Raw genomic sequence first — 12,445 nt, 5'->3', positions numbered from 1 at the left:
GCTATTCGCTGTTAGCTTCGGCCACCACAGAAAATATACAGCCCAATTGAATCACGATTAATAAGGAAATTATAAGAATGGGAAAGCCAACCGGATTTATAGAGTTTGAAAGGGAATTACCAAAAAAACGTGCTATTGAGGAGCGTCTTCATGACTACAAGGAAATAGAGACGATGCCGGTAGAGTCGCACTCTAAGCAACAAGCCGCACGTTGTATGGATTGTGGAATTCCTTTTTGCCATAACGGATGTCCGCTCGGAAACATTATTCCGGAATTTAACGACGCCGTTTATGATGGCAACTGGGGACTAGCTTATGAAATATTAATATCGACCAATAACTTCCCGGAATTTACGGGAAGAATTTGCCCTGCACCTTGCGAAGCATCCTGTGTTCTGGGTATCAATAAACCACCTGTTGCGATTGAATTTATAGAAAAATCAATTGTAGAAAAGGCGTTTGAGCTAAATCTTGTAAAGCCAAGATTACCTAAAAAACGTACAGGTAAAAAAGTAGCTGTCGTAGGTTCAGGCCCGGCAGGTATGGCTGCGGCTAATCAATTGAACCAGGCTGGTCACACCGTTTCGTTGATGGAACGCGCTGATAAGATCGGTGGACTGCTACGTTACGGTATCCCTGATTTCAAACTGGAAAAGAAAGTAATCGACCGTCGCCTCGCTGTGATGCAGGAAGAAGGAATCCAGTTTATCACCAATGTAAACGTTGGCGTGGACATCAAAGCGGATGAACTTTTGAATGATTATGATGCGGTGGTTTTAACCATGGGATCAACCGTTCCGAGAGATCTGAACATTGAAGGCCGTAATCTGAAAGGTGTGCATTTTGCAATGGAATTTTTAAGCCAGCAGAACAAACGTGTGGCTGACATTTTCCCGGAAGTTGACCATCAAGGCGCGACTTACAAAAACGGACAACTTCTTGCCACAGGTAAAAATGTCGTCGTGATCGGTGGTGGAGATACAGGATCTGACTGTGTTGGTACCTCGAACCGTCAGGGAGCGAAATCGGTAACGCAGATTGAGCTTATGCCGGTTCCTCCGAAAGATCGTGATACAAGTACGCCCTGGCCAAACTGGCCGATGATGTTGCGCACTTCAACGTCGCATGAGGAAGGTTGCGAAAGACACTGGTCTATCAATACAAAGTCTTTTGTGAATGATGAAAATGGCAATTTGACAGGATTGAAAATAGTAGCACTTGACTGGCAAAAAGATGCTGAAACGGGTCGTATGCAGATGAAAGAAGTGGCTGGCAGCGAGCAAACGCTTCCTTGCGAGCTTGCTCTTTTGGCAGCTGGTTTCCTACATCCGCAACAAACCGGACTTTTGAAAGACCTGGAATTGGAGTTTGACGAACGCGGTAACATCAAGGCAAACGGATATCAGTCTATTACAAATGAGAAAGTTTTTGCAGCGGGTGACTGCCGCAGAGGACAATCTTTGGTAGTGTGGGCAATCAGCGAAGGTCGTGAAGCAGCACGTGCCGTGGACGAATTCCTCATGGGCGAATCATTTCTGGAAGCAAAATCGGTTTCCATGCTCAACCCGGTTTTTGCTCACGCCTGATTTTCTGAAAAATAAATATATTGATAGAATAAGCCACTCGTAATGAGTGGCTTATTTTGTTGTAATTTCTGATAAAACAATTTTTAACGGGTTACCAGTGATCGTCCTTATATTTGAATAATAAAATTTTCGACTCTGGTTCTCTGTAAACACACATACTAATGTTTTTACACTACTCTCCTTTTTGGCTTAAAGCATTGTTCCCGCGTTATAAGTGGTCTGTCAATACGAAAGACAAAATAATTTTTTTAACTTTTGACGACGGCCCAATTCCTGATATCACTGAGTTTGTCCTTGAAACATTAAAACAATATAATGCAAAGGCAACTTTTTTTTGCATCGGAGATAATGTACGGAAACATCCTGAGATCTTCCGGCAGATTCTAGAGTGCGGACATTCTGTTGGAAACCATACCTTTAATCACATGAACGGATGGAAATCTGACGATGAAGAGTATCTGGCCAATATTGAGTTATGTGAAAAACAATTAAATATGCCGACTAATCTATTCCGTCCGCCGTATGGGAGAATGAAGAAAAGTCAGGCACGACAACTTCCGGCAAGTACAGAAATTATCATGTGGGATGTACTCAGTGGTGATTTTTCAGCGGATATAAAGCCGGAAATTTGTTTGCAAAAATCCATTAAATATACCGGTCCTGGCTCGATTGTTTTATTTCACGACAGCCTGAAAGCAGCTACCAATATGCAATACACTTTGCCTGGATATCTGAGTCATTTTACAAAAATCGGATACCAGTTTGAAGCCTTGCCGATGTTATAGCAGCATTTCAATACACTGCGTTCATAATATTCAAGTTTCAGTAATAAGACTTTATGTCTAACGAATCAAACCCTGTTTTAGTAAGTATTTTGTTGGCCGCCAGGAATGAAGAAGCAAATATTGAACGCTGTCTACGCTCGCTCGAAGCATTAGGATTCTCAAAAGAAAAAATAGAAATCTGCATCGGCGATGACGATTCTTCAGACGAAACTGCCAGTATTATTCAGAAATATATAAAAGACAAACCATATTTTAAATACTACAAAATTTCAGCTCAGACCGCCGGTTTGAAAGGAAAAGCAAACGTCCTGGCGCAACTTGCAAATTTCAGTACAGGGAAATACTTATTTTTTTGCGATGCTGATATAGCTGTTTCACCCGACTGGATTGAAAAAATGCTTGCCCATTTTGAAGAGAATACTGGCGTAGTCGTTGGCCTGACGAGAATGAAAAAAAGAAGCCTTCTTGCAGATTTCCTTTCCCTTGAATGGATATTTACGTTAAGCCTTATGCGCTATTTTTCTTTGCTGGGTATTCCCGTTTCCGGGCTCGGGAACAATATGGCAGTAACAAGAAAAGCTTACGATGCCGTTGGAGGCTATGAAGGAATTGGATTTTCAATCGTCGAGGATTACGCACTTTTCATGGCCATTACGAATAAAAAATTCGGTTTCGTCCAGGCATATACCAAAGATGTAATTGGAATTTCTGAGCCATTGTCATCTTTTAAAGAGCTTGTTACACAGCGAAAAAGGTGGATGCAGGGAATTATGCAGTCGCCGCTCGTCATCCGGATTTGTCTTATTTTTTCAGCGCTGCTGATTCCAGGAATCATGATCATAGCCATCTGGGATCCGTTGCGGAGCATACGAATGGTTGTATCAAACTATTTCTTTATCACCGGAATTATGCTGCTCGCTACTGTGATTTTAAGACAATGGGATTTACTAAAAACGGTCTTACTTTTCTGGTTTTATCTCATCGGTATCAGCTGTTTGATGTTGATCGTTCATCTTATTCCCGGCAAGACCGTATGGAAAGATCGAACTTATTGAATTAATTTTGAAGGAAATAATAATGTTATGATTGAAACGCACGCCCATATTTATGATGAAAAGTACGATGAGGATCGTACGGAAATGTTACAGCGCGCCTGGGACCTTGGCATAGAACAAATCTGGATGCCCAACTGTGATCACACGACGATTCCGGGAATGATGCAGTTAGCTGAAAAATATCCTGACCGCTGTCTGCCAATGATTGGTCTGCATCCAACTTACGTAAAAGACGGTTTTGAAAAGGAATTACAAATCGTAGAAGAGTGGTTAGATAAGCAAAAATTCATAGCCATTGGCGAGATTGGCATGGACTTATTTTGGGATAAAACTTTTAAATCGCAGCAGGAAGAAGCGTTTTTATTCCAATGTGCATTAGCTCGAAAACATAATTTATGGATTGATATTCATAGTCGTGAAGCTTTCTGGGAAACCGTTGCGCTGATCGAGAAATTTGGAGATTCTTCCTTGACCGGTATATTTCACTGTTTCATTGGATCGCTAGAAGAAGCGCAAAAAGCGATCGAACTGGGATTCAAGCTGGGAATTGGTGGCGTTTCGACATTTAAAAACGGAGGGTTGGATAAAGTTCTTCCATTCATTGACCTTGAAAATCTTGTACTGGAAACCGATAGTCCATACCTCGCTCCAACTCCCTATCGTGGAAAAAGAAATGAAGTTGCGTATATTGACCTCGTGGCGCAGCGCGTCGCTGATCTGAAACAACTTAGAAAAGAGGAAGTTATCGAAGTGACGACAAAGACGGCCAAATCTATGCTGAAATTAAATAATTGACCTTCCCAAAAACGATTTTTAAGTAAATGGCTTATAATAAAATACGCATTAACCCCATTTCTCCCGAGCCGCCACGCGCTTCCGTTTTGGTAATTTATACAGGGGGAACGTTAGGGATGGTTTTTGAAGCAAAAGGAAAACAGCTGGTGCCCTTCAATTTTGAGCAGGTGATTGAAAAGGTACCGGAAATTCGCAGATTGGACTTCGAAATCACTTTTTTGACACTGAATGTACCGATAGATTCGTCCAACATGAATCCTGAAATATGGATTGAACTGGCAAAAATTATTGGCGATCAGTATGCTCAGTACGACAGCTTTGTGATTTTGCATGGAACAGATACCATGGCCTATTCCGCTTCTGCATTAAGTTTTTTATTAGAAGATCTGAACAAACCTGTGATCCTGACGGGTGCGCAGCTACCGATTGGTGTGGCAAGATCGGATGCGCGTGAAAATTTTATTACTGCACTTGAACTTGCGGCATCGGTCACTGACGATGGAAATCCCGTATTATCCGAAGTTTGCATCTATTTTAATTCCCGATTACTTCGTGGAAATCGCAGTAAAAAACAGGAAAGCTCAGACTTCAATGCTTTTCATTCTGAAAACTATCCGCACCTTGCCAATGCCGGCGTCAGAATCGACTGGAATTTCCCATTTATTAAACCTTATGACGAACACAAAAATCTCAATATCTGGGAGAAGCTTGATACGAACGTAGCATTTCTCAAATTATTTCCTGGGATAAATCAGCAGGTTGTACATTTGATTTTGAATATCAGCGGATTAAAAGGTATCGTTATGGAAACCTACGGAGCGGGAAATGCAATGACCGATCAATGGTTTCTTGATGCCATCACAGACGCAATTAACCGGAATATCATCATTTTTAATGTATCTCAATGTGACGGCGGCCGCGTCTCCCAGGGACATTATCAAACCAGCAGATATTTGAAACAGGTCGGCGTAGTCAGCGGCTCAGATATAACTGCCGAAGCAGCCATCACGAAAATGATGTACGTTTTTGGAAAAGAAGTTGATCATGCCAAATGTATTGATATGCTGGCAAATCCGGTTTGTGGCGAGATGAGTCTTTGATTTATTAATCAAAATAAATATCAAAATTCAGTAGATATACCTTTCCGACGAGGAACAATCTTTCTTTATACATTATTACTACGAAACAAATGCCTGTAAATAAATTATTTACGGGCATTTTTATTTTCACATCATCATAGATTTTTCTATCAGCTTCCCAAAAATCCTCCTTTAAAATTCGAAGCATCCCTTGACATTTAGGCTGTCATCAAAACCCTCCTACCCTGACATCAACAAAAAGACAGCCTCTGTAATCTAACGATTTACTGGCATAAACAGATGTCCGGATTGTCTGATAAATTGCTGATATTCAACTAAATAATCGACACCTTATGAAAATAGCATTTAAAGTCGAGGGAGGATTTGGTTTCTTTCCCGGATTAAACAAGAAGCTGGAACTGGATACCGATAAGTTGCCAAGTGAAGAAGCTGAAAAAGTGATCCGCATGGTGGCAGCAATTGATTTCAAGAATCGGACTCAGGAAAAAGAAGAGACGAAAATTGGGGCTGATTTAAAAAAATATAAGATAGAAATAGAAGATAATGGCAAGCACTCCAAACTAAATGTTTCCGATAACTAGCAAAATCTACCTGTTCTGGATCTTTTGCATTACCTTCAAAATAAACAGAAAGATATGCGCCAAATAATTCTGACCGTTTTAATTTGCAAATAGCTATGTTGAAATTTTAGGATGTGAACTTTTAAAAAATCAGGAATTTTTTAAATATCAACAAAGCCAAATTCTTCAATTACCTAATGTATTGAATGTCAACCATACGTACTTCCGATAGTAAAATAAGAAGTTACAAAGCATCAATTCATTTGATAATACGGCCAGAAAAACTATCTTTGCACCCACATTACCTAATAGAGAGGTGTCCGAGTGGTTGAAGGAGCACGCCTGGAAAGTGTGTATGCGGGTAACTGTATCGAGAGTTCGAATCTCTTCCTCTCTACAAAAATAAAATAAAAAGCCTGTAAATTAACCATTTACAGGCTTTTTTTGTTGTCAGAATTATGACAACAGATTATAGATATCAGCCCAAATAGCACAAGGGAATCGAAAAATTTCAACAAAGGAACGGTGAGGATTTGCTATCCCAAACATAATATTTCAACTATTTATTGAGGAGACTAGCCCAATCTTTGCTAGCGTTACTGCCAAATCCCTGGATAACGACAATTCAAAGTTAATATGGGCGCTCTTTACCTAAAACACAGGTTTATAAATCGCTTCTTACCTAAGAAATTCTTACGTTTACTTTAGTTCATCTCCACATACTTCCGCCAGTTATGTTGTTCTTTGAATCCCAAAACTTCACGGATTTTGCGATTTGAAAACAACGCTTCATGTTCCTCCAACTCTCGGGTAATGGGCACACCAGGAAAAAACCGATCAGCCAATTCAGTGCTGGGAACAATCGCACCGTTGTGATCGTTTCCGGCATTAAAAACCTGATAACCAAGGCCATCTTTTTTCAAACATAAATCAACAATCTGTCCTAGATCACGGGCATCAATATAACAGAACGCATTTCTGCGGCGCACTTCAGGATGTTTAAAATAATGTGGAAACAGTTCAGCGTATTCGTGGGGCTCAATTACATTCCCGATACGTAGGGCATAGATATCAAAGCCTGACCGTCGCTGGAAGCTGCGTGCCGTTTTCTCATTAACTACCTTTGATAATCCGTAGCTATCCATGGGATCAACATCATAATCTTCTTCCAAAGGCAGCACATGAGGGTCGGTTTGTCCGTCCGAAAAACAGATACCGTAGGTAGTCTCTGAAGAGGCAATAATTATCTTTTTAATTCCAAGCTTAACAGCTGCTTCAATCACATTGTATGTGCCTATCGTATTGACCCGAAAAGTCTCATTGTCAGGTTTGATCAGGATCCTGGGCACAGCAGCAAAATGTACAACAGCATCAAATGGTTGCACCCCAATACCTGGTTCCAGCTCATTTAACCCGGCGTACGAACTCATGGCATTGAACATTTGTCCGGAGTCAGTAATATCAGCTATCAGATTATCCACTCCTGGGTGATCCAAAGCCACCATATCTACATTCATCACCTTGTGTCCCTCGTCGAGCAGGTAAGGTATCACGTGCTTTCCTGCTTTCCCTGATCCGCCAGTAAAAAATATTCGCTTTTTAGTCATGTATTTTCCCGTTTAATAATGATTTGATTGTTCACTAACGATGAAAGTGTGCGTAGTCGAATCCTTGTTTTTCGGATTGTTTAGACTTATCAGTTTAAAAGATTATTCCTCATGTAGTAAGAGAATTGGCTTGATAAGGGCATTTGTCCCGGAACCGTTGCACATAGTTATCTATTTATTAGCAAAAACGCATCAGAAATCCTGGGCAATACAAGCGAAACCTTGTAAGCTACTATAATCTGTTAAGGCTATGTACTTGACCGAAAATTTAATTTGAACATAAAATAATGAGAGAGCAGATCAAACGCAACCACATCTGAATAACCCGATGTAAGCTTCTGAGACTTCTAAAAAAATCTGAGGTTCATCACGCGAAATATGGACTAACTCATCAGAAGACGATGGACTTTGAAAAATCAATTTATTAATGCTCACTCTAATTAAAAACTAATTTGAAATAACAATCAAAACCGTGGGCGAAAAATGCTTTTTTCAACACGGTTCCGAAAGAAAGTGGGCACGCCTGCACTGTGCAAAAACCCATCTTTTGCTATACGGTGCAATATAATCTACACAAATCTCCCATTTCAATTCATAACAGATTGTCAGGTAAGTGTTTCAAACAGGCACGAACTTAATATAGTTTGCCACCACTTAATGCCATTCCATTTAAAAACCAATCTTGACAAATTTCCTGATTACCTCATTTAGATGGCAATTGGCGATCGTTAAGTTGTCAAGCAGAATAAGTGTTCAACAAATCAATCATCTAATATTTTTAACTATGAAAACTAACTATAATTATTTACAGTTGATATTCCGTTTCAGCCTGGCAATTGCGTTGGGTTCAATTTTCATTGCCAGCTGCAAGGATGGAGATAGCTTTTGGGATAGTATTATTCCTGAGACGGATAAGGAAACGACGCAATCTGAAATAAAAGGTTACGTGTTTAGGCCAGCGCTTGTAGCTGCTAGCGATGAGAATGTAAATCAATTGAAAGTTCCGTCAGGTTTTAAAGTTAACAAGTTCGCAGATGGGCTCGGGAAACCGAGAATATTGCTATCAGCAGGCAAGGGAATGGTCTACGCATCAGACCGGGATGCGGGCGTGGTGATGTTGCTTATTGATGCCGATGGCGATGGGATTGCCGAAGACAAAAAAACTGTTGCTAATATCAAACAAGTTCATGGGCTTTCTCTTTATAACAACAAACTGTATATGGTTGCTGTGAAAGAAGTATACTCAGCAGATATTAATGCGGATGGTACGCTTGGAACTCCGACGATGCTTATTAGTGATTTGCCCGACGGAGGCCAGCATCCAAACAGAACAATTTCTTTTGGTCCGGACGGGAAGATGTATTTAACAGTAGGCAGCACCTGTAATTCATGCCCAGAATCGAACATGGAAAATGCAACGATTTTGCAGGCTAATACGGATGGCGGTGAGAGAAAAATATTTGCGAAAGGACTGAGAAACACCATTGGTTTTGGCTGGCATCCTGAGACGAAAGAAATGTGGGGAATGGATCATGGTATTGACTGGCTAGGCGACGATGAACAGCGAGAGGAAGTCAACCTGATCAAACAGGGAGCTGATTACGGCTGGCCCTACATATATGGCGAAGGAAAATACAACCCTGGCACCAGGCCCGAAGGCGATTCAACTTACCAGCAATATCTCCAAAAGTCTACATTGCCAGCTCTGACCTACGACGCTCATGCCGCCCCAATGGCCATGACATTTTATACCGCTTCCCAGTTTCCCGCAGAATTTAAAAATGATGCTTTTGTAGCTATGCGCGGATCCTGGAACCGTAGTTCACCGGTGGGTTATAAGATAGTACGTATGCATTTTGAAAACGGAAAACCAGTACGGTTTGACGATTTCCTGACCGGTTTTGTAGTCAATGACAATAAAGCTCATTTTGCCAGACTTGTGGGACTTGCGGTTCATACTGACGGTTCATTGTTGGTCTCCGACGATACTAATGGGGTAATATACAGAGTTTCACACCAATAAACTTCGGTAATCGGAAAGGCACATTTAGCTATTAAATCTTCGGTTTCAAGAATAATTCTGAAACATAAAATCTGCCACATTTACTTTAACGGTGCGTGTGGCAGATATGTGTTGGTCACCACTTTGAGGTTAATATCTTCTAATTGTCTTTGACCTCTAAATACTTTGTAGAAGGAGTACAATTATCGAATAACTTAACGGGTTATGGATGGTAAAACTGTTTCCCATCCATAACCTTTTCAGCAAATTAATCTGATTATGGTAGGCGACAAACTTGCTTCATTTCCAAGAAATAGCAGTAACCTATTCGATGCCTTGCCACTATTTTTCAAATTAAGCATAAGATTGCATTTCCAAATTAACCCGATTTAATATGGCAAATTGGTCGGTATGGGTTGATTATTGGCATACTATTTTATGGTAACCAAAATATATTTAACAGAAATTCCATATGGGAAAAGACGCGATATTATACGTAGGAGGCGATTTAGATGATAAATTCTTGGTTTCAACTGCCTTATCAGATATAGGTTGTGAAAGTAAGGTTGTCAATTTTGACAACGGCTACCAGCTATTAGAATATCTCCGCAATACAGAGGAGAGACCATTTTTCATTCTTTGCGACCTAAACATTCCTCAGATCACCGGACTTGAATTAAAGGAAAAAATCAACGCGGATGACGAATTGAAAAAACGCTCTATACCATTTATCTTTCTATCAGATTCTGTTAATCCGAGAGATGTTGACGAAGCATATCTATCTTTGGTACAAGGCTTTTACCTGAAACCGCCGACGTACGACGCTTTAAAAGAGCAGTTATCCTACATTTGTGGATACTGGGAAAGGGCTATATTACCTGGCAGAAATAATTGGGATTGATTAATTTAAGATGTTGGTTCAATAACTACCGAATGTCCAGGTATCTTTCACCCGTCTTCTCCCGTCTTGGCACAAAATTAGTAACTCCGGGTAAAAATTAGATTAACTTATCAGCGATCATCGTAAGGTGCCGCAGTAAATAAATTTGCGAAAATGAAAAAGTCCTTCACAAGCGTCCTACTGAATTTTCTTTTACCGATTTTGATGGTATTTATTATTACTTCTTGTAGTAAAAAGTTTGTATTTAATAACTCGGCTATCGTTCCGGCAGCCGAAGGAAGCATCAAAATGAAAAAAGACAAAAACGATAATTACGGAGTAAAATTATCGGTAAAAAATCTTGCACCGGCAAACGATTTGGTTGAATCCCGGAATACCTATGTACTGTGGGCCAATACACGAAATAATGGAATTAAGAATTTGGGTCAGGTTAAAAATGAAACCGGCCTTTTTTCAAAAGCACTTAAAAGCGAGCTCAATACCGCAACGCCATTCGAACCTCAGAGCTTTTTTATAACCGCAGAAAACAAAGCCGACATCAACTATCCGGATGGTCAGGTTATTTTGAAGACCAAATAATCCTGCAACTTTTGTTATTCTGCCAGACTCAGTTTCTTTTGGCTCAAAAATTAGATCAATAAATCTACCTTATGGTAGTTACTGAACTAAGGTTTGAGCCTTATTTTTTTAGGATTTCAACTTAAAGGAGGGTAAGTATTATACTTCTCCAAAGTGACCGCCACAAGATTTAACTAGCTTCACGCCAATAAGAAATATTGGAAATAATTCTGAGTTAGCTGCGTCTAATGTACCTGCGGATATGTCTACATTTATAATCCTCTCTCTCGATTATCTGACGAATTCGCACTAAATATCATTTAACGAGGAAATAGATATAATTCTACAATTTTAGCCAGTTTTGGCATAATTTTTGTAGATATAATTTGTCATACGATTGAGCTCCTTATTTATTTGCTACAAGATGCTTGCTTCCGACTACCTATTACTTTAATAAATTATACGCCGATATATTTATCTGTATCTTAAAACATCTGATTGTCAAATCGTTTTAAGGAGGCTTTATAATTGTTAGGAAGGCATTGAATAGACCTGAAAAAATCTAAAAGAATATATGAAGCTTCCAAACCGAATACGGTTCAATATTTACCCTTTCTTCTCTACAAGTTTGTTGGATATTATATATCCCGATACCAACCCGATAAATCCTATTCAGCGTGGCAATTATAGATGGCAACAAGTCACTTTCGTATAGCGGGGACGTTAATCACTTTAACGTTTTGTCTGTGACTAGAATGACGTTCATAGCAATTCTCTTCATGTTTTAGGGATTGTTAATAAGGTCAAAGCTTAAAATAAACAGATATTATCATACCGTTTTACCGTCGCCGATTGCCCGTAAACCAACCAACATACGCCCATAAAATTTTACTCAAAGTTATAATGAATCAATCTCAAAAAAACGACAACTTACCTCCAACACGTTTTATGCTTGTTGACGACGACAAAATATGTAACACGATCGCTAAATTTAATGTATTAAAATACAACCCCGAGGCAGAAGTTCAGGTTTATTCAGACCCTGAAATTGCTCTTGCTACTATTCAACAGCAAGAAATTCCTGCCGACGCTAAGACAATAATTCTTCTGGACATCAATATGCCCTTACTAAGCGGATGGGATTTTTTGGATGCGCTCGCCAGGCATGGAGAAGAATTTTGCCGCCGGTTCACCATTATCATGCTTTCATCGTCCCTGGACTATGATGAATTGAAAAGGGCGAAAACGCATCCTTTGTTATCTGGATTTTTATCCAAACCACTAAATCCAAAGGAATTGGAATCCATGTTAATTTAATCATAACTTGCTCACTAACAGATGATCATTTCAGACTGAACAAGTGTAAGGGCAGAATTACTTGCTACAAAATTCTTCGTACATAAATGATATGCTGTTGTAAAATATTTAACATAAAACCGCAAACTGTCTATTTAGACATTAGAAGCCGCTTATTATTCTAAAAGGTGCGCTGCCAT

The 12,445-nt window shown here is 39.7% G+C and carries 11 protein-coding genes and 1 tRNA gene; 11 read left to right on the top strand and 1 reads right to left on the bottom strand.

Going from position 1 to position 12,445, the window contains the following annotated elements; translation table 11 throughout:
• The first annotated feature begins 77 nt into the window (after positions 1-77).
• The 7 genes from L0657_RS06570 (at position 78) to L0657_RS06540 (ending at position 6,278) form a co-directional block, all read left to right on the top strand.
• Complete coding sequence (locus tag L0657_RS06570; RefSeq protein WP_235149621.1) at positions 78-1,586, top strand: glutamate synthase subunit beta; 1,509 nt, start codon at positions 78-80, stop codon at positions 1,584-1,586.
• A gap of 161 nt (positions 1,587-1,747) precedes the next feature.
• Positions 1,748-2,371 carry a polysaccharide deacetylase family protein gene (locus L0657_RS06565; protein ID WP_235149620.1) on the top strand — a complete coding sequence of 208 codons (624 nt, stop codon included), beginning with the start codon at positions 1,748-1,750 and terminating at the stop codon, positions 2,369-2,371.
• A 53-nt stretch (positions 2,372-2,424) separates the two neighbouring features.
• Positions 2,425-3,426: a glycosyltransferase gene (locus L0657_RS06560; RefSeq protein ID WP_235149619.1), complete on the top strand. Its 1,002-nt coding sequence runs from the start codon at positions 2,425-2,427 to the stop codon at positions 3,424-3,426.
• Positions 3,427-3,453: 27 nt separating this feature from the next.
• Positions 3,454-4,221 carry a TatD family hydrolase gene (locus tag L0657_RS06555; RefSeq protein WP_235149618.1) on the top strand — a complete coding sequence of 256 codons (768 nt, stop codon included), beginning with the start codon at positions 3,454-3,456 and terminating at the stop codon, positions 4,219-4,221.
• A gap of 26 nt (positions 4,222-4,247) precedes the next feature.
• Positions 4,248-5,321: an asparaginase gene (locus L0657_RS06550; RefSeq protein WP_235149617.1), complete on the top strand. Its 1,074-nt coding sequence runs from the start codon at positions 4,248-4,250 to the stop codon at positions 5,319-5,321.
• Between the two features lie 332 nt (positions 5,322-5,653).
• Positions 5,654-5,902: a protealysin inhibitor emfourin gene (locus tag L0657_RS06545; RefSeq protein WP_235149616.1), complete on the top strand. Its 249-nt coding sequence runs from the start codon at positions 5,654-5,656 to the stop codon at positions 5,900-5,902.
• A 289-nt stretch (positions 5,903-6,191) separates the two neighbouring features.
• Positions 6,192-6,278 (top strand) — tRNA-Ser (locus L0657_RS06540).
• Positions 6,279-6,585: 307 nt separating this feature from the next.
• Here the strand turns inward: L0657_RS06540 and L0657_RS06535 are convergent.
• Positions 6,586-7,488 (bottom strand): NAD(P)-dependent oxidoreductase, encoded by a 903-nt coding sequence (locus L0657_RS06535; RefSeq protein ID WP_235149615.1) that lies wholly within the window; start codon positions 7,486-7,488, stop codon positions 6,586-6,588.
• Positions 7,489-8,272: 784 nt separating this feature from the next.
• Between L0657_RS06535 and L0657_RS06530 the strand changes: the two genes are divergently transcribed.
• From L0657_RS06530 to L0657_RS06515, 4 genes are all read left to right on the top strand, one after another.
• Entirely contained in the window at positions 8,273-9,511 is a 1,239-nt protein-coding gene (locus L0657_RS06530; RefSeq protein ID WP_235149614.1) for a sorbosone dehydrogenase family protein, read from the top strand.
• A gap of 451 nt (positions 9,512-9,962) precedes the next feature.
• Positions 9,963-10,391 (top strand): response regulator, encoded by a 429-nt coding sequence (locus tag L0657_RS06525; RefSeq protein ID WP_235149613.1) that lies wholly within the window; start codon positions 9,963-9,965, stop codon positions 10,389-10,391.
• A gap of 153 nt (positions 10,392-10,544) precedes the next feature.
• Entirely contained in the window at positions 10,545-10,970 is a 426-nt protein-coding gene (locus L0657_RS06520; RefSeq protein ID WP_235149612.1) for a hypothetical protein, read from the top strand.
• A gap of 882 nt (positions 10,971-11,852) precedes the next feature.
• Positions 11,853-12,266 carry a response regulator gene (locus L0657_RS06515; RefSeq protein WP_235149611.1) on the top strand — a complete coding sequence of 138 codons (414 nt, stop codon included), beginning with the start codon at positions 11,853-11,855 and terminating at the stop codon, positions 12,264-12,266.
• Positions 12,267-12,445: the final 179 nt, after the last annotated feature.

This window comes from Dyadobacter sp. CY345 (genome assembly GCF_021502725.1).
GTDB lineage: Bacteria > Bacteroidota > Bacteroidia > Cytophagales > Spirosomataceae > Dyadobacter.
Note: the sequence above shows the minus strand (reverse complement) of the source record. Positions and strands in the feature narration are given on the sequence as shown.

What these genes read in the sequence shown, in the direction of transcription:
- L0657_RS06570 (WP_235149621.1), top strand. Translation starts at nt 78, where the DNA reads ATGGGAAAGCCAACCGGATTTATAGAGTTTGAAAGGGAATTACCAAAA.
- L0657_RS06565 (WP_235149620.1), top strand. Translation starts at nt 1,748, where the DNA reads ATGTTTTTACACTACTCTCCTTTTTGGCTTAAAGCATTGTTCCCGCGT.
- L0657_RS06560 (WP_235149619.1), top strand. Translation starts at nt 2,425, where the DNA reads ATGTCTAACGAATCAAACCCTGTTTTAGTAAGTATTTTGTTGGCCGCC.
- L0657_RS06555 (WP_235149618.1), top strand. Translation starts at nt 3,454, where the DNA reads ATGATTGAAACGCACGCCCATATTTATGATGAAAAGTACGATGAGGAT.
- L0657_RS06550 (WP_235149617.1), top strand. Translation starts at nt 4,248, where the DNA reads ATGGCTTATAATAAAATACGCATTAACCCCATTTCTCCCGAGCCGCCA.
- L0657_RS06545 (WP_235149616.1), top strand. Translation starts at nt 5,654, where the DNA reads ATGAAAATAGCATTTAAAGTCGAGGGAGGATTTGGTTTCTTTCCCGGA.
- L0657_RS06535 (WP_235149615.1), bottom strand. Translation starts at nt 7,488, where the DNA reads ATGACTAAAAAGCGAATATTTTTTACTGGCGGATCAGGGAAAGCAGGA.
- L0657_RS06530 (WP_235149614.1), top strand. Translation starts at nt 8,273, where the DNA reads ATGAAAACTAACTATAATTATTTACAGTTGATATTCCGTTTCAGCCTG.
- L0657_RS06525 (WP_235149613.1), top strand. Translation starts at nt 9,963, where the DNA reads ATGGGAAAAGACGCGATATTATACGTAGGAGGCGATTTAGATGATAAA.
- L0657_RS06520 (WP_235149612.1), top strand. Translation starts at nt 10,545, where the DNA reads ATGAAAAAGTCCTTCACAAGCGTCCTACTGAATTTTCTTTTACCGATT.
- L0657_RS06515 (WP_235149611.1), top strand. Translation starts at nt 11,853, where the DNA reads ATGAATCAATCTCAAAAAAACGACAACTTACCTCCAACACGTTTTATG.